At 55.3% G+C, this 20,398-nt stretch carries 20 protein-coding genes; 6 read left to right on the top strand and 14 right to left on the bottom strand.

What is annotated here, in order from left to right:
• Window positions 1-204: 204 nt before the first annotated feature.
• The 10 genes from HY272_07430 to HY272_07385 all read right to left on the bottom strand — a co-directional run bounded on the left by HY272_07430 (window position 205) and on the right by HY272_07385 (window position 9,190).
• Entirely contained in the window at window positions 205-480 is a 276-nt protein-coding gene (locus HY272_07430; protein ID MBI3772515.1) for a hypothetical protein, read from the bottom strand.
• Window positions 480-1,469: a tRNA dihydrouridine synthase DusB gene (gene dusB, locus HY272_07425; GenBank protein MBI3772514.1), complete on the bottom strand. Its 990-nt coding sequence runs from the start codon at window positions 1,467-1,469 to the stop codon at window positions 480-482. The genes HY272_07430 and dusB overlap by 1 nt, the downstream gene beginning before the upstream one ends.
• A gap of 210 nt (window positions 1,470-1,679) precedes the next feature.
• Complete coding sequence (locus HY272_07420; protein MBI3772513.1) at window positions 1,680-2,438, bottom strand: DUF3426 domain-containing protein; 759 nt, start codon at window positions 2,436-2,438, stop codon at window positions 1,680-1,682.
• 99 nt (window positions 2,439-2,537) lie between these two features.
• A complete protein-coding gene (gene prmA / locus HY272_07415; protein MBI3772512.1) occupies window positions 2,538-3,443 on the bottom strand; it encodes a 50S ribosomal protein L11 methyltransferase in 906 nt (301 codons plus the stop codon).
• 129 nt (window positions 3,444-3,572) lie between these two features.
• Window positions 3,573-4,919, bottom strand: a complete 1,347-nt coding sequence (gene accC, locus HY272_07410) for an acetyl-CoA carboxylase biotin carboxylase subunit (protein ID MBI3772511.1) — start codon at window positions 4,917-4,919, stop codon at window positions 3,573-3,575.
• 61 nt (window positions 4,920-4,980) lie between these two features.
• Window positions 4,981-5,442 (bottom strand): acetyl-CoA carboxylase biotin carboxyl carrier protein, encoded by a 462-nt coding sequence (locus HY272_07405; GenBank protein ID MBI3772510.1) that lies wholly within the window; start codon window positions 5,440-5,442, stop codon window positions 4,981-4,983.
• A 22-nt stretch (window positions 5,443-5,464) separates the two neighbouring features.
• A complete protein-coding gene (gene aroQ / locus HY272_07400) occupies window positions 5,465-5,908 on the bottom strand; it encodes a type II 3-dehydroquinate dehydratase (protein MBI3772509.1) in 444 nt (147 codons plus the stop codon).
• A gap of 347 nt (window positions 5,909-6,255) precedes the next feature.
• A complete protein-coding gene (locus HY272_07395; protein ID MBI3772508.1) occupies window positions 6,256-6,807 on the bottom strand; it encodes a TlpA family protein disulfide reductase in 552 nt (183 codons plus the stop codon).
• Window positions 6,808-6,945: 138 nt separating this feature from the next.
• The gene (locus HY272_07390; GenBank protein MBI3772507.1) at window positions 6,946-8,832 is read right to left on the bottom strand and encodes a protein-disulfide reductase DsbD; all 1,887 of its coding nucleotides are present in this window, start codon (window positions 8,830-8,832) and stop codon (window positions 6,946-6,948) included.
• Between the two features lie 22 nt (window positions 8,833-8,854).
• On the bottom strand, window positions 8,855-9,190 hold the full coding sequence (locus tag HY272_07385) for a divalent-cation tolerance protein CutA (protein MBI3772506.1): 336 nt from the start codon (window positions 9,188-9,190) through the stop codon (window positions 8,855-8,857).
• Between the two features lie 89 nt (window positions 9,191-9,279).
• On the opposite strand from HY272_07385, the gene HY272_07380 reads away from it, so the two are divergent.
• The 3 genes from HY272_07380 to groL all read left to right on the top strand — a co-directional run bounded on the left by HY272_07380 (window position 9,280) and on the right by groL (window position 12,014).
• The gene (locus tag HY272_07380) at window positions 9,280-9,732 is read left to right on the top strand and encodes an FxsA family protein (protein ID MBI3772505.1); all 453 of its coding nucleotides are present in this window, start codon (window positions 9,280-9,282) and stop codon (window positions 9,730-9,732) included.
• 284 nt (window positions 9,733-10,016) lie between these two features.
• A complete protein-coding gene (groES, locus tag HY272_07375) occupies window positions 10,017-10,307 on the top strand; it encodes a co-chaperone GroES (GenBank protein ID MBI3772504.1) in 291 nt (96 codons plus the stop codon).
• A 54-nt stretch (window positions 10,308-10,361) separates the two neighbouring features.
• Window positions 10,362-12,014, top strand: coding sequence for a chaperonin GroEL (gene groL, locus HY272_07370; protein ID MBI3772503.1), 1,653 nt, complete (start codon window positions 10,362-10,364; stop codon window positions 12,012-12,014).
• Between the two features lie 93 nt (window positions 12,015-12,107).
• Here groL and HY272_07365 read toward each other — a convergent pair whose 3' ends face one another.
• The 3 genes from HY272_07365 to HY272_07355 all read right to left on the bottom strand — a co-directional run bounded on the left by HY272_07365 (window position 12,108) and on the right by HY272_07355 (window position 14,212).
• A complete protein-coding gene (locus HY272_07365; protein ID MBI3772502.1) occupies window positions 12,108-12,650 on the bottom strand; it encodes a transposase in 543 nt (180 codons plus the stop codon).
• Between the two features lie 42 nt (window positions 12,651-12,692).
• Window positions 12,693-12,872, bottom strand: a complete 180-nt coding sequence (locus HY272_07360) for a nucleotidyltransferase domain-containing protein (protein MBI3772501.1) — start codon at window positions 12,870-12,872, stop codon at window positions 12,693-12,695.
• A gap of 197 nt (window positions 12,873-13,069) precedes the next feature.
• On the bottom strand, window positions 13,070-14,212 hold the full coding sequence (locus HY272_07355; GenBank protein ID MBI3772500.1) for a PilT/PilU family type 4a pilus ATPase: 1,143 nt from the start codon (window positions 14,210-14,212) through the stop codon (window positions 13,070-13,072).
• A gap of 157 nt (window positions 14,213-14,369) precedes the next feature.
• On the opposite strand from HY272_07355, the gene glnE reads away from it, so the two are divergent.
• The 3 genes from glnE to HY272_07340 are packed head-to-tail and all read left to right on the top strand — an operon-like array spanning window position 14,370 to window position 18,487.
• A complete protein-coding gene (gene glnE / locus HY272_07350; protein ID MBI3772499.1) occupies window positions 14,370-17,240 on the top strand; it encodes a bifunctional [glutamate--ammonia ligase]-adenylyl-L-tyrosine phosphorylase/[glutamate--ammonia-ligase] adenylyltransferase in 2,871 nt (956 codons plus the stop codon).
• 56 nt (window positions 17,241-17,296) lie between these two features.
• Window positions 17,297-18,217, top strand: coding sequence for a branched-chain amino acid transaminase (locus HY272_07345; GenBank protein MBI3772498.1), 921 nt, complete (start codon window positions 17,297-17,299; stop codon window positions 18,215-18,217).
• A gap of 57 nt (window positions 18,218-18,274) precedes the next feature.
• Entirely contained in the window at window positions 18,275-18,487 is a 213-nt protein-coding gene (locus HY272_07340; protein ID MBI3772497.1) for a zinc-finger domain-containing protein, read from the top strand.
• A 143-nt stretch (window positions 18,488-18,630) separates the two neighbouring features.
• Here the strand turns inward: HY272_07340 and msbA are convergent, their stop codons facing one another.
• Window positions 18,631-20,364 (bottom strand): lipid A export permease/ATP-binding protein MsbA, encoded by a 1,734-nt coding sequence (gene msbA, locus HY272_07335; GenBank protein ID MBI3772496.1) that lies wholly within the window; start codon window positions 20,362-20,364, stop codon window positions 18,631-18,633.
• Window positions 20,365-20,398: the final 34 nt, after the last annotated feature.

Genomic DNA, 20,398 nt, shown 5'->3' with positions numbered 1-20,398 from the left:
TAGGGCGGGAGGCCAATCTACAGCACAGGCTCTGGTTAAAAACCAGTCCTCAGGAGCGGACGGCCTTCCCGGTGAAGCGTGTAATCTTACTTAACCTCCTCAACAACATTTTCATTAAAATCGATCATACAAGGAGCGGCTCCTACGTTAATTCTTGTTCACTTCTCCGCGTCTTTGCGTCTCCGCGTTGGATTTTTTAGCCTGTTAATCCAGCAACCCATGAGCGCGTAGCTTCTTGCGCAGGGTGCTACGGGTCAGGCCGAGTAATTCTGCTGCTTTAGATTGGTTACCGCGAGTGTATTCCAGTACCGATTGCAACAAGGCGTGTTCAACTTCGCCCATCATCATGTCATAAAGATTGCTAGGCACATTGCCGTCGAGATCGGCGAAATAATTGGTCAGCGAGATATAAGCCGCGGTCCGTAATGGTTGGCGACGGCGTTCCTTGAACGGTTTGCTGGTGGCTGGGACGCTAGACATCAGGCGGCCTCTTGAATTTCAGTTTGCAAACGCTGGAAGAATTCCTCAGTCAATTGCAATTGTTTGGCAACGGAGTCGACCTGATTGATTTCCTGGCGAAACACGGCGCCGAAACGCTGACCCTTGCTGTACCAGGAGATGTGCTTGCGCGCCATGAGCATGCCGGTGTATTCGCCATAGAAGGCGTAAAGATTATGCAAATGTTCGATCAGTACCGCTTTGATTTCATCAATGCCGGGTTCCGGCAGTTTTTCGCCGGTCTTAAGGTAGTGATCGATTTCGCGGAAGATCCAGGGCCTACCCTGCGCCGCACGGCCGATCATCACCGCATCGACGCCGGTGTGTTCGAGCACGTATTTGGCCTTTTCCGGGCTGGTGATGTCGCCATTGGCGATGACCGGGATCGAGATCGCAGACTTGATCGCGGCGATGGTGTCGTATTCGGCCTCGCCGGTGTAGCCACAGGCGCGGGTACGGCCATGCACGGCCAATGCCTGGATGCCGGATTCCTGGGCGATGCGGCCGATGGTGACGCCATTGCGGCTGCCCTTGTCCCAACCGGTGCGGATTTTGAGCGTGACCGGCACTTCGGGTACGGCCTTGATCACGGCTTCAAGAATGCGTGTCACCAGTGCTTCATCGCGCAGGAGTGCGGAGCCGGCGGCGACATTGCAGACCTTCTTTGCCGGACATCCCATGTTGATGTCGATAATCTGGGCGCCTTCGGCGACGTTGATGCGGGCGGCCTCGGCCATCATCGCCGGATCGGCGCCCATGATCTGCACGGATTTGGGTTCGGTCTCGCCCTCGTGATTGGCGCGGCGCCTGGTCTTGGCGCTGCCCCAGATCAGGGAGTTGGAGGACACCATCTCGGATACGGCCATGCCTGCGCCCAGCCGTTTGCAAAGCTGGCGGAATGGGCGATCAGTGACGCCAGCCATGGGGGCCAGCACCAGATTGTTCGTCAGGACGTAGGGGCCGATTTTCATAGTGTAGTGTCCGCCGCCGGTCAGTAGTAATGGCGGCTAGGGCGCACATGATACCTCAGCCGTAGGGTGGGTGGAAGCTGCCGCCCCGAGAGGCGGAGGAGGGGCCCCACGACAGTGGGGATCCGACCCTCGGTGGGGTGGTGTCGTCGAAGTTCGGCGGCATCTCCACCGGTGGGGCCAGTTATTTTCGTGCCGTTGGGGCTGAAAGGGTTATAGAAAGTTAAATTCGAAGCCCACGGCCTGGGTTCCCGGGTCGGCCAGTTCCAGTTTGATCTGGTAGGGCTGGCGTGGAGGCATACCATGGACAATGTTGGCGGCCGAGTCGGCCAGGTATTCAAAGGGTTGGAACCGGCGACCAGCGATCACCTGGCCGCTGATGTCGTGAAAGGTCAGTTCCATGATCGGGAAAGATTGGGTGAAATCGGCCTGATTACTGAGCGTGGCTTCGACCAGCAGGGCTTGGGATTGCTGCGGATGGAGCCGGATATCGCGATTGCTGAGCTTTAACTTGCTCGGATCACTGCGCGGTGGCAGGTCGCAGAACAGCACAGTACACAGTTGTTCGGCCAGTGGGCGGAGCTGGGGGCTTTGAGCGAGCTGATTGCGATGAAAGAATCCATATTGCAGTGCCAGGGTGACGACCAATAATAGGGCAGTACCCATCCATAATCCGAAATGAGAAGAATGTGCCTCTATCTTGGGCGGGGTTACTTTGGTGCGGGCTTCGATCTCGGCAACGATCTCCTGGGTGCGAAGCACCATGGGCGCGGATGGGGTGTCTGGGGTGCTCGTGACGGGTGCCGGCACCAGTGTCGGCGGCGCAGCTCCTTCAGAGTCCTGATTTTCCAGGTGCTCCAGTGCGTTAAAGGTGTTAAAGCAGCGGCCGCAGCGCACATCGCCACGCGCCGCCTTGAGTTGTTCGGGGGTAACGCGAAAACAGGTGTCGCATTTTGGGCAGCGGGTCAGCATTGAGTTACTTGTTGTTCAATCATGGAGCTAGCAGAATAGCTTTTTTTTAATTCAGGGTACAGGGAACAGGGAAAGTGTCGGCTGGAGGCCGACAGCTATCTATACTTCTGCGGCGCACTTCTTTCCTGTCCCCTGCTTTACTCCATCAATACGTACCCAATCGCCATCGATAGTGATGGGGTTGAGTGTGAAGTGTTCGCGATAAGCATTGGCGACCGATTCCGCTTGAGCAACCAAGATTCCGGAAAGCACGATTTGACCACTCGGACGCACATGTTGCGTCAATTGTGGCGCCAGTTCAATCAGTGGATTGGCGAGAATATTGGCGAGCAGCACGTCGGCGCGCTGTGCGGCGGCAAATTCCTTGGGTAAATAAGTCGTAATCTTGTCAGCGACATCATTGCGCTGGGCATTGTTGCGCGTTGCCAGCAAGGCTTGCGGGTCGTGGTCGATGGCATGTACATGCTTAGCGCCCAGCAACGCAGCAGCAATTGCCAAAATACCTGAGCCGCAACCGAAGTCGATGACCTCCAGATCCGTGGGTGGGTTGGCATCCAGCCAGCGCAAACAAAGCGCAGTTGTCGGATGAGTGCCGGTGCCAAACGCCAAGCCCGGATCGAGCAGGATGTTAGTGGCTTCCGGCGCTGGTGGTGTGTGCCAGCTGGGGCAGATCCATAACCGTTCACCGAAACGGATTGGTTTGAAATGATCCATCCACGCCCGGCTCCAGTCTTTGTCTTCGAGTGGATCGACATGAAGATGGCTGATGTTGGTGAGTTTGTTGTTTAGTTGTCGCTGAATGGCGTCCATGTCGCAATCGGCAGCGAACAGCCCAATGGCACGCGTTTGATTCCAGAGTTTGGTTTCACCCGGATCAGGTTCGAATAAAGGTTGATCCGCCGCATCTTCAAAGGTAACGGCGGCCGCGCCCAGATCCATTAGTACATCACTGACGCGATCGGCGTATTCGGGGGTGGTATCGAGGATGAGTTGCAGCCAGGTCATATTAATTCAGGGAAAGGGGGAAAGGGCAAAGATAAAAGTGACTGAGCCGGCTGAAGACCGGTAATCATAACGTGCGCCTTTGGCGCACTCATTCCCTTTCCCCTTTTATCTTTGCCCTTTTCTCTGGCTTTATTTTTTAATACCAAGTTTCTTTTCCAGATAATGAATGCTGATGCCGCCCTGTTGAAATGCGGCGTCATTCATCATCCGACGATGCAATGGAATATTGGTCTTGATGCCGTCAACGACCAATTCATCGAGCGCCGTGCGCATTCTGGCGATGGCAATGTCACGCGTATCGCCATGGACAATCAGTTTGCCAATCATGGAATCATAATACGGCGGCACTTTGTAACCACTGTAGATGTGTGAATCAACGCGCACACCTGGGCCGCCCGGTGCATGGAATAGTGTAATGGTGCCGGGGCAAGGCATGAAATTTTCCGGATCTTCGGCGTTGATGCGGCACTCGATGGCATGGCCGCGCGCCTTGATGTCTTTTTGGGTGTAGGCGAGTGGTTCGCCCGCCGCAATGCGCAGCTGCTCCTTCACCAAGTCCACGCCAGTGATCATTTCCGTCACCGGATGTTCGACCTGAAGGCGGGTGTTCATCTCGATGAAATAGAATTCGCCGTTTTCGAACAGGAACTCAAATGTGCCGGCACCGCGATAACCGATGTTGCGGCAGGCATCGGCGCAGACTTTGCCAATTTTTTGCCGCAGCTCTTCGCTGATGCCCGGCGCAGGCGCTTCTTCAATGACCTTCTGGTGGCGGCGTTGCGTCGAGCAATCGCGCTCGCATAAATGAATTGCGTTGCCATGCTGATCTGCCAGCACCTGGATCTCGATGTGACGCGGATTTTCCAGGAATTTCTCCATGTATACCGTGTCATTGTTAAAAGCGTTGCGGGCCTCGATACGGGTAAGTGCGATAGCGTTAAGCAGCGCCGCTTCGCTATGCACCACGCGCATACCGCGCCCGCCGCCACCGCCCGCCGCCTTGATGATGACGGGGTAACCAATCGCGTGGCCATGCGCCAGGTTGGCGTCATTGTCATCGGTCAGCGGGCCGCCAGAACCGGGAACGCAAGGCACGCCTGCTTCTTTCATGGCAGTGATCGCCGATATCTTGTCGCCCATCAGGCGAATGGTTTCCGGGCGTGGGCCTATGAAGACAAAGCCACTTTCTTCCACGCGTTCGGCGAAATCCGCATTCTCGGAGAGAAAACCGTAACCCGGATGAATCGCCACCGCGTCGGTGACTTCGGCGGCGCTGAGCAATGCCGGAATGCTGAGATAGCTGTTGATCGATTCGGAAGGACCGATGCAGACAGATTCATCCGCCAGGCGCACGTGCTTCAGGTCGCGATCGGCCATGGAGTGCACGGCGACGGTTTTGATGCCCATTTCTTTACAGGCGCGGAGTATGCGCAGGGCGATCTCGCCCCGGTTTGCAATTACAACTTTATCGAACATAGTGTCTTGTCACTTATTGGGATGGTCGGCGTAGTTGGGTTTTGCGGCCACAAGCGCCGGCTTATTCGATGACAAACAGGGGTTGGCCGTATTCCACCGGCTGACCGTTCTCGACCAGAATCGCGGTGACTTTGCCCGCCTTGTCGGATTCGATTTGATTGAGCATTTTCATCGCCTCAATGATGCACAGTGTCTCGCCAGCGCTTACGGATTGGCCGACATCGACGAAGGGCTTGGCACCCGGTGACGCTGAGCGATAGAACGTGCCAACCATCGGCGACTTCACGGTGTGACCGGTAGGTGCGGCAGATTTGGCGGGTTCGGCGCTAACGGCGGGTGCGGCAGCAGGCGCTGCTGCTGCGGCCTGTCCGGCAGGGGGCATCATGTAGGTCATTGGCATCATCGGCGCATTTGGATTCTGGCGGCTGATGCGGACGCTCTCTTCGCCTTCGCGGATCTCGATCTCCGCAATGCCGGATTCTTCCAGCAGTTCGATGAGTTTTTTGACTTTGCGTATGTCCATGTTATTACCTTGTGATGGTTAATTAGGGTTGAGAGAGGCGTGTCATTGCCGCCTGTAACGCCAGGAGGTAACCTTCCGCGCCCAAGCCGCAGATCACGCCCACGGCAATGCTCGAGAAATAGGAATGATGACGAAACTCCTCCCGGGCATGAATATTCGATAAATGCACTTCAATAAAGGGGATCTTGACCGCGCTGAAAGCGTCGCGCAGCGCGACACTGGTGTGGGTCAGTCCGCCCGGATTGATGATGATGAACTCCACGCCTTCTTTGGCGGCTGCCTGTACCCGGTCAATCAAGGCATGTTCGGCATTGCTCTGGAAGCAGGTCAGGGCGTGGCCTTGTTGTTTGGCGGTGGTCTCCAGCTGGCGGTTGATATCCTCAAGGCGCGTTGCCCCATAGAGATGGGGTTCGCGAGTGCCGAGCAGATTGAGGTTGGGGCCGTGTAGTACGAGCAAGTTGGCCATGAATTATCCCGAGTTGCTTAAGGAAACCTACCCCCCTTTGCTGCCGAGAGGGGAATTCGTCGCTGGGTGGGGTGCCCCGCAATGGCTGCATTTTGTCACGATCGCCGCCGATTTGTCCAGATTTCGGCGACAATCGCCTCTGAAAATCAGAAGCAAGAAAATCTAACGCAAAGGCGCGGAGGCGCAAAGAAAAGCCGGAGGATAGAAAGTTTTCTCGTGATACCTCGCAAGGAAATCGCTCCCAATAATAACTCATTGAAAACCTCCGCGCCTTTGCGTCTCGGCAACAGCTCCATGCATGCCCTACCTCGTGCATCCATGCACTCGTCCGCGTTGGGTTTTAAAACTCAGGGACGAAGCAGGGAGGTAATGACCTTCTCAGTGGCCACAGGATCGATTTCACCGTAATAAACCGCCTGGATACGGTTATCGCGGTCGACGATGACCGTGTAGGGGAGTACCCCGACATCATTGCCCAGCTGTTGGGCTACTTCGACGGCATCATTATCGCCGACCAGCACTGGATAGTTGATGCCATTCTCATTGCTATAGGTCTTCACCGCGTCCCGGTTATCGAGAGCAATGCCGACGATTTGCAGGCCTTGCGCGCCATAGCGTTTTTGCAGGTCGATCAAAGCAGGGATCTCTTTTTTACAGGGCGGGCACCAGGTGGCCCAGAAATTAATGAGCTGGACCTTGCCTTCCCATTGGGCGCTGTGTTCCCGCACGCCATCCAGCGCCAACAACGAATAAGGCGGCAGGGCGGAGCCGATCAGCTTGGCCTTGGACGTTTGGACCGATTCGGGGGCGGGCTTCATCGACTTGATGGCATATGTGCCGACCACGGCGCCAATAGCAAAGATGGCGATGGCGCCAGCGATCACAACTTGTCGTTTCATGTGTTTAACATCCTAATTTTATTTTCTTACCACAGAGGCGCAGAGTGTACAGAATTGTAAATCCTTCGGAAGCAGGGGTATGTCCTGCTTCATCCCCAACCAAAACCCCTGTGCCCTTTGTGTCTCTGTGGTGAAAAATTATTTTTTAAACGCACCACGAATTTGCTGCTCAAACTTTGCCGGTTCCAGAAAACCGACCAGCCGGTATGGTCGCAGTTCATTACCTTGCGTGTCGAAAAAGAGAATCGACGGCGGCCCGAACAGGCCAAACCTTTTCAGCAGGGCCTGATCTTCGGCATCGTTCAGCGTCACATCCGCTTGCAGCAGAACAGTATCCGCCAGTATCGCTTGAACTGCGGTATTGGAAAAAGTGGATTTTTCCATTTCCTTGCACGAGATGCACCAGTCGGCATAAAAATCCAGCATTACTGGTTTTCCAGCAACGCGCGCTTGTTGTAAGGCCTGCTCCAGCCCAGTCAGTCCCTTGATGCGTTGAAACTGCAAATGGTTTTTGGCAGGGCTGGATTGCGCCGTACCCATGCTTAATCCCTGCAAGGGCTGGAAGATATCCTTGCCACCGCTGGTGGCACCCACCAACAATACCCCACCATAGACGAAAAAGATCAGGCCCACGCCTTTCCACAGTTTGTGCCAGCCGCTCGCCTCAGGTTGCAGCCGTTCCAGTGCACCCAGATACACGGCGCAAACAATGAACAGCGCTCCCCACAACAATAGCGCTACGGCGGCAGGTATGATGCGTTCAATCATCCAGATCGCCACGCTCAGCAACATCACGCCGAATACCGCCTTGATGGCATTCATCCAGGCGCCGGCCTTGGGCAGTAATTTTCCGGCGGAGGTGCCAAAGACCAGCAGCGGCGCGCCCATGCCCAGGCTCAGCGCAAACAAGGCCGCACCGCCGAGCAGGGCATCGCCGCTCTGGCCGATATAAATCAGTGCGCCTGCCAATGGCGCGGCAACACACGGCCCGACAATCAATGCCGACAACACGCCCATAATGCCAACGCCGAAATACGAACCGCCTTGCTGGCGATTGCTCATTGATGTGAGTTTGCCTTGCCATGATGATGGAATTTGCAATTCATAAAAGCCGAACATCGATAGCGACAGCACAACAAACAGCATCGCGAAGCTGCCCAGTATCCACGGATTCTGAAAGACGGCCTGTAAATTGGCGCCGAGCGTGCCAGCAGCCACGCCGGCAGCGGTATACGTTGCCGCCATCGCCAACACATAGGTCAGCGACAACAAGAATGCACGGCGGGTCGTGATGCCGCTGCCCTGGCCCGCGATAATGCTCGATAAAATCGGGATCATCGGGAAGACGCAGGGTGTAAAGCACAGCAGCAATCCCAGGCCAAAGAACATCAGCATATTCAGCGCTAAACTCTTTTCCGCCAGTGATCGTGCATAACGATCCTGTTCCGAAACAAAATTTGAAGTGTTGCTGGCAGGTGTTTGCGTGGTTGCAGCCGCCGCGACTTCAGGCAAGCTCAACGTGATTTCTTGGGTCTGTGGTGGATAACAGAAACCGGCTTCAGCACAGCCCTGATAAACGGCCTTTAAAGTCAGATTGGTAGCTGCACTATTTGAATTGCGCTGTAGCGGCAGCTCGACGTTCACTTCATGGAAGTAGACTTCCATCAGCCCGAAGGTGTCATCCTTCTTCTGCTTGCCCTGAGGAAAACTAGGCGTGCCTGCTTGAATCGTGGCGGGATTTAAAATTTCAAAATTGAATTTGTTGCGATAGAGATAATAGCCATCGGCAATATCCCAGCGTGCCGTGACGGTGTGATCATCTTTAACCTCGGCCGTAAAGATAAACGCCTTTTCCGGGGGCAGAAAAGGATTGCCGTCATTAGCGCCGATGCCAAGCTGGCGGCCAACATTGCCGAGTTTGTCAAAGATGCCCTCGGCATGCGCGACGTGGGTTAACCACAGCACGGGCAGCAGCAGGGCTGTCATTAATAACCGCAGAAAAATTTTATGGCCGTGGCTGCTCATTATTTATTGGTTATAGTTAGTATCAGGCCGAGGTGCGGGCTTGGGTCGATTGCGCGATCCAATCTAGATAGGCTGCTGATCCCAGAGTAATTGGGACTGCAATGATTTCCGGAAGTTCATACGGATGCAGCTCGCGGATCGCCGTCTCCAGCCGGGTAAATAATTCACTACGGGTCTTGATGATCAGCAGCAGTTCGGCGCTGTGCTCGGTCTGCCCCTTCCAGACGTAAACCGAGGTCAGGCCGGGCACGATGTTGACGCAGGCCGCCAGCTGGTTGCTCACCAGGTGATCGGCGACCCGGTGGGCGCAGGCCTCATCCGGGCAGGTGCAAAGCACGGTGCAGTATTCGGGATTCATGGGCGGCAAGATACCCCAAGCCGGGCCGGAGCGCAAAACAGAAGGATGTGGGTGATATACTTCCCGCTTTTAGCGAATTCCATATACCCATGTTTGTCTCACGCGTTCCCTTTTTATTGTTGCTGGTCTTCCCGCTGCTGGAGCTGTATCTCCTTATTAAAGCGGGCGGCATCTTTGGCGCCTGGCCGGTCGTTTTATGGGTGATCGTCGTCGGTCTGTTTGGCGTCAGCCTGATCCAGAGTCAGGGCATGGCCACCGCCGAACGGGTACGTGCCGCCCTGGCGCGCGGCGAAACGCCGGCGATGGGGATGTTGGAGGGATTGGTCATGGTCGTGGCCGGAGTCTTGTTTCTGGTGCCGGGATTGCTCAGCGATGCCGTTGCCTTGGTGCTGATGATTCCGCCCGTGCGCCGGGCCGTGATCCGGCGTCTTATTAAATCCGCCACCGGCCAGCCGCCACGTGGCCCAGGCGTTCGCCCGCAAGCATCCGGCGAGCGCGTGTTGGAGGGTGAATACCGGCGCGAGGACCAGCCGCCGCGCTGAAGATTTAAAAACCCAACGCAAAGGCGCAAAGACGCGGGGAGGAGCAAAAAATCCAAGAATTTAGGCATCTTCGGTGTTTTAAGAGGAACGGGCGGATCGCCGCCCCACCGAGGGTCGGATCCCCACTTTCGTGGGGCTCCTCCTCCGCCTCTCGGGGCGGCCCCCTTGACTTTGGCCGTTTCGCCACTATCATAACTAGCACTCGCAAGTAGTGAGTGCTAACAATTCTTGCTTGTCGCAAAGATAAATCAAGCAATCTGATTGATATTTAAGGAGAAATGAAAATGAAATTGCGTCCTTTACACGATCGCGTCGTGATTCGTCGTCAGGAAGAAGAACGTACCTCCGCGGGTGGCATCGTCATTCCAGACAGCGCAACCGAAAAACCGATCCGTGGCCAAGTGATTGCCGTCGGTAAGGGCAAAATCACCGATAGCGGCGATGTCCGTCCCCTGGACGTGAAGGTGGGTGACAAGGTTCTGTTCGGCAAATATTCCGGCACTGAGATCAAGGTTGAGGGCGAAGCCCTGCTGGTGATGCGCGAAGAAGACATCGTGGCTGTGGTTGAAGCCTAAGCTACAAAATTATCAGTACTTTTAAGTTAACGAATTCTAAAGAGGAATAAACACATGGCAGCTAAAGAAGTCCGTTTTGGTTCCGAAGCCCGTTATCGCATGGTTGAGGGTGTCAACATCCTGGCCAACGCGGTAAAGGTCACTCTGGGTCCTAAGGGCCGTAATGTTGTACTGGACAAGAGCTACGGCGCTCCGACCATCACCAAGGACGGCGTTTCCGTCGCCAAGGAAATCGAACTGGAAGACAAGTTCCAGAACATGGGCGCGCAAATGGTAAAGGAAGTGGCTTCTCATACTTCTGATATGGCCGGTGACGGCACCACGACTGCAACCGTATTGGCGCAAAGCATCCTGCTCGAAGGTCTGAAGGCCGTTGCGGCCGGCATGAACCCGATGGACCTGAAGCGTGGTCTCGACAAGGCCGTTATTGCGGCTGTTGAGGAACTGAAGAAGCTGTCCAAGCCTTGCTCTGACAACAAGTCTATTGCCCAGGTCGGCACCATCTCCGCCAACTCTGACGAAGCGATCGGCAAGATCATCGCTGATGCCATGGCCAAGGTCGGTAAAGAAGGCGTCATCACTGTTGAAGAAGGTTCTGGTTTGGATAACGAACTGGATGTGGTTGAAGGTATGCAGTTCGATCGCGGTTATCTGTCACCCTACTTCGTCAACAATCAGCAGAACATGTCTGCTGAGCTGGAAAACCCGCTGATCCTGGTTTACGAAAAGAAAGTTTCCAACATCCGCGAAATGCTGCCAGTGCTGGAAGCTGTTGCCAAGTCTGGCAAGCCGCTGTTGATTATCGCTGAAGACGTTGAAGGCGAAGCCCTGGCAACGCTGGTGGTGAACACCATCCGCGGCATCGTCAAGGTGGTTGCTGTTAAGGCGCCTGGCTTCGGTGATCGCCGTAAAGCTATGCTGCAAGATATCGCGGTGCTGACCGGTGGCCAAGTGATCTCCGAAGAAGTCGGTCTGTCACTGGAAAAAGCAACCCTGAACGACTTGGGTACTGCCAAGAAGATCGTCGTCACCAAAGAAAACACCACCATCATCGACGGTGCAGGTGCTCCTGCCGACATCGAAGCGCGCGTCAAACAGGTTCGCGCCCAGATCGAAGAAACCAGCTCTGACTATGATCGTGAAAAGCTGCAAGAGCGCGTGGCCAAGCTGGCAGGCGGTGTTGCCGTGATCAAGGTCGGTGCGACTACCGAAATTGAAATGAAAGAAAAGAAGGCCCGCGTTGAAGACGCGCTGCACGCGACCCGCGCTGCTGTTGAGGAAGGCGTGGTCCCTGGCGGTGGCGTGGCCCTGATCCGTGCCCTGCAAGGCATCAAGAGCCTGAAGGGTGACAACCATGACCAGGACGTCGGTATCAACATCGCCCGTCGTGCCATGGAAGAGCCGCTACGTCAGATCGTTGCCAACGCTGGCGATGAGCCATCTGTTGTCGTCAACAAAGTGACTGAAGGTAAGGGCGCTTATGGCTTCAACGCTGCCACTGGCGAATACGGCGACATGCTGGAAATGGGTATCCTGGATCCCACCAAGGTCACCCGTTCCGCACTGCAAAACGCTGCATCCGTCGCTGGTCTGATGATCACCACCGAAGCCATGGTGGCTGAGCTACCGCCGAAGTCCGATAAGGGTGCAGGCATGCCAGACATGGGTGGCATGGGCGGTATGGGCGGCATGGGCGGTATGATGTAAGCCAGCCCTGGCGCTAAGTTGTTGTAATGAGAAGCCCCGCAATGCGGGGCTTTTTTATTTTGTGAACATGTAGGGTGCGCCATGCGCACGCGGTCATTCGCCAAACCCATCCCCGGCCGTAATAACATCACCACCGCCCCAGTCGAGCGGACACATTTCCAATCGAACATAACGATGGAATGTCGAGTGTGGCCAATCACGCACCTGCGCCACCAACCCATGTTTAACCGGGTTGTAATGCGCATAATCCACATGCCGGGTAAAATCGGTGTCATTCCGGATTTGATGCTCCCAATATCGCCGTTGCCAGAAACCAATCTCACGCCGTTTCTTTTGCGAGTCATTTTGTTCGTGAGTAATCAGATGTCGTGATGCTTGGGAAACCTGGCGTTTGATCAAGCTCCAACGCGTTGCGTAATCGGCATCACCCGGAGGCAAGGTCCAAAGGGCATGTAAATGGTCCGGCAAAATCACCAACGCATCAATGCGGAACGGATGTTGTGCACGAACGCTCCGGAGAGCTTTTCGCAGTGCATTGATCACTTCAGGATGCGTCAAAATGCGCTGTCGGCGATAAGTATTTACCGTGAAGAAATAGATTGTGCCAGGAACACGTGAGCGGCGGTAGTAAGACATAGCGGTATCTTAGCGATTTGTTCCGCGTGCGCATAGCGCACCCTACCGGGCTTGGTCAAGCAGGCTGGCACCGGGTAAAAAAGAGACCAGAAAATCGATATCGCTGGTTTCGGTGGCTTCTCCGCGAGAAACGGAACCAAAGACGCGAATGTTGGCCGCATGGTAGCGTTTCGCGATTTCGATTATTTTCTGGCGTCTGGCTCTAAGGTTCTGGAGCGTCATAGTGGTTTTAACCTGAATAGACAGGCTTCAGTATATCGGCTGACAATTAAAATTTCATCCTTGAGGCGATTTGCATCTGGGTTTCATCTCGTACACGATTGCGTCGAGCCACTTATCTGTCGTTCGTAGGCCCACTGACCCGATAAGTAAGGTGGATGCTAATGAGTGGGTATCGATGTGGCTAATGCCTCGCCCCATTAATCTTTGACGAGCGATAGCCCGTCAGCCGGATCATCCTTGTCGGCGAGTTTGAGACCGCTTTCGTTTTCAATCTTGCCGCCTTTTTCCTCGAGGCTGATGCGCAGCCGCAGGTTGTTGGCGGAGTCGGCGTTGCGTATCGCTTCTTCGAGGGTGATCTTTCCTTCTTTGTAGAGATGATAAAGCGCGCCATCAAAGGTACGCATGCCGACGTTCTCCGATTTCTCCATGACTTCTTTGATGGTGTGAATTTCGCCCTTGAGGATCAGGTCGGCGATCATGGGGGTGCCGAGCAGCACTTCAATCGCGGCGGCGCGTTTGCCGTCGACGGTGGGTACCAGTCGTTGCGAAACAAAGCCGCGCACGTTCAGTGACAAATCCATCAGCAATTGTTTGTGCCGTTCTTCCGGGAAGAAGTTGATGATGCGATCGAAGGCTTGGTTGGCGTTATTGGCGTGCAGAGTCGAAATCGCCAAGTGGCCGGTTTCGGCGAAGGCGATGGCGTGTTCCATGGTTTTCGCGTCACGTATCTCACCAATCAGGATGACATCAGGTGCCTGACGCAAAGTGTTTTTCAGTGCATCTTCAAAGGTGAGTGTGTCAACGCCGACCTCGCGCTGGTTGACGATGGATTTTTTATGTTTGTGAACAAACTCGATCGGGTCTTCGATAGTGATAATATGCCCGGCCGAGTTGGTGTTGCGATAATCGATGAGTGCGGCAAGTGAAGTGGATTTGCCTGAGCCAGTACCGCCAACAAACAGAATCAAGCCGCGCTTTTGCATGATTAATTTGGTGAGCACTGCGGGCAATCCCAGGCTTTCCCAGCTCGGAATATCCATCTTGATGGCGCGGATGACCATGCCGACTTGATTGCGTTGTTTGAAGATATTGACGCGGAAACGGCCGATGCCGGTTTCGGAAATGGCCAGATTCATTTCCGGTCGGACACGGAATTCTTCGCGTTGATCTGCGGTCATGATGCCATTGGCGATTTCTTCGACGCGACCAGGTTCGAGCGCAACTTTATCAATCGCGATGAGCTGCCCTTGGATCTTGGCGCTGACGGGGGCGCCGGTGGTGAAATACAGGTCTGAGGCGTCCTTCATGACCATGATTTTTAGGTAATCTTTTAATTCCATGACGGCTCCATGTTGTGGTCTTGCAAGTATCCTGGCATGTTCAAAATATCGGCTCTGGGCGGTGGAGACTTGAGCGGTGATAACATGGAGTGAATCCGGCGGATTCGATGGTGTTAAGTAGCGGGAATGTATGAAAAAGACGAATAATTTTGTGGCGTTGCCGAGCCAGGCCGTGGCGAGACTGGCGCCAGAGCTGCGGGCGCCGCTTGAGTTGTCCTGGGAACATTACTGTGAGGCGGCAGCCGCTGCGGAGCGAGTGTCGCCTGCTAATCCGGATTTGCTGGCGGTGTTATGCAAGGTGTGGGCATGCAGCGAATTTGTGGCCAAGAGTTGCATTCATGTGCCGGAGATGTGGATTGATCTGGTGCGTAGCGGTGATTTGATGATCGAATATGCCGCAACCGATCATGAACAACGGTTGCGGGCATTGACGGCAGCCGTGACGGACGAGGCCGAGTTGGGAAAAATACTCCGCCAGCTCCGGTGCCGTGAGATGGTACGTATTGCCTGGCGCGACATTGCCGGTTGGTCCGATCTGGAGCGGACATTGGCGGATTTGTCGAATCTGGCACGTGCCTGTGTGGCGATGACGCTGGAGCTGTTGCAGCAATGGCAAAATCAAGAGTTTGGCGTTCCCCATGGCGCGATGAGCGGCAAGCCGCAATCGCTGGTAGTGCTGGGAATGGGCAAACTGGGCGCGGGTGAGCTGAATTTTTCTTCCGACATTGATTTGATTTTTGCATATCCCGAAGAAGGCGAGACGCGCGGTAAGCGTGTGGCGCTGAGTAACGAAGAATATTTCATCAAACTTGGCCGGCGCTTGATTACTTTGCTCAATCAGCAAACGGCAGAGGGTTACGTGTTTCGGGTGGATATGCGATTGCGCCCGTTTGGCGATGCCGGGTCGTTGGCGATGAGTTTTGATGGTCTGGAAGATTATTACCAGACGCACGGCCGCGAGTGGGAACGTTACGCCTTGATCAAGGCAGGTGTGATTGCGGGTGATGAACGCTCAGGACAAGAACTTCTGAAACGATTGCGGCCGTTTATTTATCGCCGCTATCTCGATTTCAATGCTTTTGAATCTTTGCGTGAAATGAAGGCAATGATCAATGTGCAAGTGCAGCGTAAAGGCATGGAAGACAACATTAAGCTCGGGCCGGGCGGGATACGCGAAGTTGAGTTTACTGGCCAGGCGTTTCAATTAATTCGCGGCGGCCGTGAGCCGGAATTACAGATTCGCCCGATACGCCAGGTGCTGGCCTATCTCGGCAGTCGCAATTATTTGCCGCAGTACGTCACTAAGGCGCTGGATCGCGCCTATGTCTTTTTACGGCAGGCGGAGAATCGATTGCAGGCGATGGCCGATCAACAGACGCATGAATTGCCGGAAGGCGATGTTGAGCGTTTGCGCTTGGCGACGGCGATGGGGTTTGATGATTGGCCGGGGTTTGAGCGTGAATTGCGGCGCCAGATGGCGTTGGTGCATGAGTATTTTCAGCAGGTGTTTGCCGCGCCGCAGCAGGAAAAAGGTGCGGAACAAGGATCAGTGTTTGATGCGGTATGGAGCGGTTCGCTGCAGGCTGAAGCGGCAGTTGCGGCCTTGGCAGAGCAGGGTTTCGATGATGCTGCCGAGGCGTTGCGTCTGTTAGAACAGTTGCGCGAGAGTTTCAGTGTGCGGGCGCTGACGCCAAGCGGTCGTGAGCGCATGAATCGGTTGTTACCGCTATTGCTTGGTGCGATTGCAGCGGTTGAAAATTCCACCGAAACATTGGCGCGGGTGCTGGCGTTGTTGGAAACTATCGCGCGGCGCACTACTTACTTGGCCTTGCTTGCTGAAAATCCGATGGCGATGTCGCAATTGGTGAAGTTGTGTGCGGCCAGTCCGTGGATCACGGTGCATTTGTCACAGCATCCGATTTTGCTCGATGAATTGCTCGATCCGCGCAGTCTTTATGCGCCCTTGAATAAGTCGGCGCTAGAGGCGGAGCTGGCGCTGGCATTGGAACGTGTCGGAGACGATCAGGAGCAACAACTGGAAGCGCTGCGCCATTTCAAACAGGCGAATGTATTGCGTGTGGCAGCGGCCGATGTCGCAGGTGTTTATCCGTTAATGATTGTCAGCGATCATTTGACGGAAATCGCTGAGGTGCTGTTGGCGCAGGTGTTGCGTCTGGCGACTCAGCACCTTGAACAGCGCCATGGACGGCCGGATGACACGGCAGGGTTTGTTATTGTCGGTTATGGCAAGTTGGGTGGCATCGAGTTGGGCTATGGCTCGGATCTGGATCTGGTATTTCTGCATAGCGCAGCGGCGGAGGGCCAAACCCAGGGTGGGCGTGCGCCGCTGGATAATCCCGTGTTCTTCGCCCGTCTCGGGCAGCGCATCATTCATATGATGACCTTGAAGACCGCCTCCGGTGATTTGTATGAAATCGATACCCGCCTGCGGCCCAGCGGCGCCTCGGGGCTATTGGTCAGTAGTATGGAAGCCTATGCCGATTATCAGCGTACCGAGGCCTGGACCTGGGAGCACCAGGCGCTGGTCAGGGCGCGGGTGGTGGCCGGTGATCCGGCGCTGGCGCAGCGGTTTGAGGCGCTGCGGCTGGAGATCCTGGGCCGGGCGCGCGATCCGGAACAGCTCCAGCGTGAGGTGCGGGAGATGCGCGAGCGGATGCGGCGCGAGTTGAGCCAATCCAAGGCCGAGATGTTTGACCTCAAGCAGGATGAGGGTGGTATCGCCGACATCGAATTTCTGGTGCAATACGCCGTCTTGCGCTGGTCGGGCCAGCGCCCGGCGCTGCTGCGCTGGACGGATAATATCCGCTTATTGGAGACGCTGGCCGCCGAGGGGCTCATGTCCGAGGTTGATGCCCAGCGGCTGGCCGATGCCTATCGCCGTTACCGGGCGGTGGTACACCGGCGGACCCTGCAAGAGCTGCCGGCCCTGGTCGAGGCGGGCGAATTTACCGAATGGCGGGGTCACGTCGGGCGAATTTGGCGAGAGTTCATGGAAACGGTAAAATGAATCTCTTGCCCATCACGGGTCCGCAGTTGTCTGAATTTCTTTAAGGAGAATAAAAAATGAGTATGGCTGATCGGGACGGTGTCATCTGGTTGGATGGCGAACTCGTTCCCTGGCGCGAAGCAAAAGTCCATGTCCTGACGCACACCTTGCATTACGGCATGGGGGTGTTCGAGGGTGTGCGCGCCTATAAGACCGCAAAAGGCACAGCCATCTTCCGTTTGCAGGAACATACTGATCGCTTGTTCCGCTCGGCGCATATCATGAATATGAAAATGCGTTTCAGCAAAGAAGACGTCAATGAAGCGACGCGTGCCGCAGTGCGCGAGAATAATCTTGAATCTGCGTATATTCGGCCGATGGTGTTTTACGGTTCAGAAGGCATGGGTCTGCGTGCCGATAATCTCAAGACGCACGTCATGATCGCCGCCTGGACCTGGGGCGCCTACATGGGGGCCGAGAACCTGGAGAAAGGCATCAAGGTGCGTGTTTCTTCGTATACTCGTCACCACGTCAATATCTCGATGTGTAAAGCCAAAGCCAATGGCCACTACATCAATTCGATGTTGGCGTTGCAAGAAGCGCTGGCTTGTGGTTGTGATGAAGCCTTGTTGTTGGATACCGAAGGTTATGTCGCTGAAGGTAGCGGTGAGAATATTTTTGTGATTCGCGATGGTGTGATGTACACGCCGGAGCTGACCTCGGCGCTGGACGGCATCACCCGCAATAGCATCATTAGCTTGGCAGCTGAGTTGGGTATCCCGGTACGTGAAAAACGCATTACCCGTGATGAAGTCTATGTTGCCGATGAAGCCTTTTTCACCGGCACCGCCGCTGAAGTCACGCCGATTCGCTCGCTGGATGGTCGTGTGATCGGTAGCGGTGGCCGCGGGCCAATCACTGAGCGCTTGCAGGCCTTGTACTTCGATGTCGTGCATGGTCGTAGCGAAGCGCACAAGAAGTGGTTGACGTTGGCTTGATGAACAGATTGCAGGGTAGGGGAGTTTCCCGTGTCCTGATTTTCAAGGAGACTCGCAATGGACCACGCACACAAACCTAAAGTCACACCGCGCCAGATGCCGGCCAATGCCGAAAGCCGTTACGAAGTCACCAAGGCAGATTTGCCGTTGCATTGCCCGATGGAGGGGATGACCTTGTGGAATTCCCATCCGCGTGTGTATTTGCCGATTGAGACTACGGGTAGCGCCAAGTGCCCGTATTGCGGTGCGGAGTATGTGCTTAAGAAGTAGGGTGGGTTAGGCGCATTTTTGCGCCGTAACCCGCCAAGTTGTGCCGTCAGGCACTCATAAAAACAATTTGTGTTGCTACGCAACGCTCGGTGGGTTACGCAAAAAAACGCTAACCCACCCTACATTTACATTTAATTTTCCATTTATTCTTGTCCCGCAAACTGAATCTTGTACAGCTCCGCATAACGCCCGTCGCGCGCCAGCAGTTCGGCGTGGCTGCCGGTTTCAACGATCCTGCCTTGATCCATCACCACAATGCGATTTGCCTTTTTGATGGTGGAGAGGCGGTGGGCGATGATGATGGTGGTGCGGTGGTACATTAATTCTTCCAGCGCGAGTTGTACTTGTTGTTCTGATTGAGTATCCAATGCCGAGGTGGCTTCGTCCAGTATCAAAATCGGTGCATCTTTGAGCAGCGCGCGGGCGATGGCGATGCGCTGGCGCTGGCCGCCGGAAAGCCGTACGCCATTGTGACCACATAGAGTGTGCAATCCTTGCGGCATATCGCGAATGAATTCCATGGCGTGGGCTTTTTCTGCGGCGCGGATGATGTCTGACTCGCTGGCGCCGCGTTTGCCACCGTAGGCGATGTTGGCGGCGACAGTGTCGTCGAACAACACGACGTGCTGGCTGACGAGACCAATTTGCGCACGCAAATCAGTGAGTCGCAGATCCTGAATGTCGATGTCGTCGATCAGAATCTGGCCGCTGCTGGCTTGATAAAAACGCGGGATCAGACTGACCAGTGTGGTTTTGCCGCCGCCAGATTGGCCAACGAGGGCGATGGTCTCGCCGGGGGCAATCGTCAGGTTGATGCTGGTGAGCGCGTTGTGTTCGGCGTTGGGGTAGCGCAGATTGATATCGCGGAATTCGATTTTGCCCTGGGCGCGGGCCAGGGTGCGGGAGCCAGTGTCGGTTTCGCCGGGAATGTCGATGACTTCAAACACCGTGCGCGCAGCGGCCAGGCCGCGTTGCAGTGGGTCGTTGACGCTGGTCAGGCGTTTGATCGGCGAGAACATCAGACCCATGGCGCCGAAAAAGGCGACAAAGGTGCCGACAGACATCGGCGGTTGACGTCCTGCCGCCAGATTCACAATGACGGCGAGGGCCATGACGGTAAGCAATTGGACGATGGGGACGCTGGAGGTGGCGGTGATGACGGACTTCATGAAATAACGCCGCACCCAGTTGATCTTGTCATTAAACCGCTGCTGTTCATACGCCTGACCGCCAAAGAGTTTGATTTCCTTGTGGCCGAGGATGGACTCTTCGGCGGTGTCGTTCATTTCACTCATGCTCTGTAACAACGAGCGATTGATAGTGCGCAGGCGTTTGGAAATCACCTTGACGATCACGGTGACAACGGGGGCAACCAGAAAGAGGATGATGGTCAGGCGCCAATCGGTGTAGAGCATGAAGCCGAGCAAACCGACGACGGTGACCGAGTCGCGGACCAGGATGACGATGGCGGCGGTGGTGGCCTCATAAACCTGGGTGACGTCGTAGGCCAGTTTCGATAATAATCCCCCCGCGCTACGTTGATCATAAAAGCCTGTGGGGGCTAGCAACAGCCGGTCGAACATATTTTGGCGTATATCCATGACGACTTTATGGCCGACCCAGGCCATGGCGACGGTGCTGATGTATTGGGCGATGCCGCGAATCAGGAATAATCCCACGAGCAAGAGCGAGTAGTGCAGGGCTGATGAGGTGTTCTTGTCGACGAAACTGCCGTCGAGCAGCGGCCCCATGATGGCAGGGACTGCGGGTTCGCTAACCCCAAGCACGATCGTGGCAATAATAGAGAGCGCAAACAGCTTCCAGTAGGGGCGGACGTAGCTCAGCAGGCGGCGGTAGAGGTGGCGATCGGAGCTCATTCAGGTCTATGGAGAATTATGAGGATGTAGGAAA

This window comes from Gammaproteobacteria bacterium, from assembly GCA_016200485.1.
Lineage (GTDB): Bacteria > Pseudomonadota > Gammaproteobacteria > Tenderiales > Tenderiaceae > JACQEP01.
The sequence above is the reverse complement of the archived record's forward strand: the minus strand, read 5'-3'. Positions and strand labels throughout refer to the sequence as shown.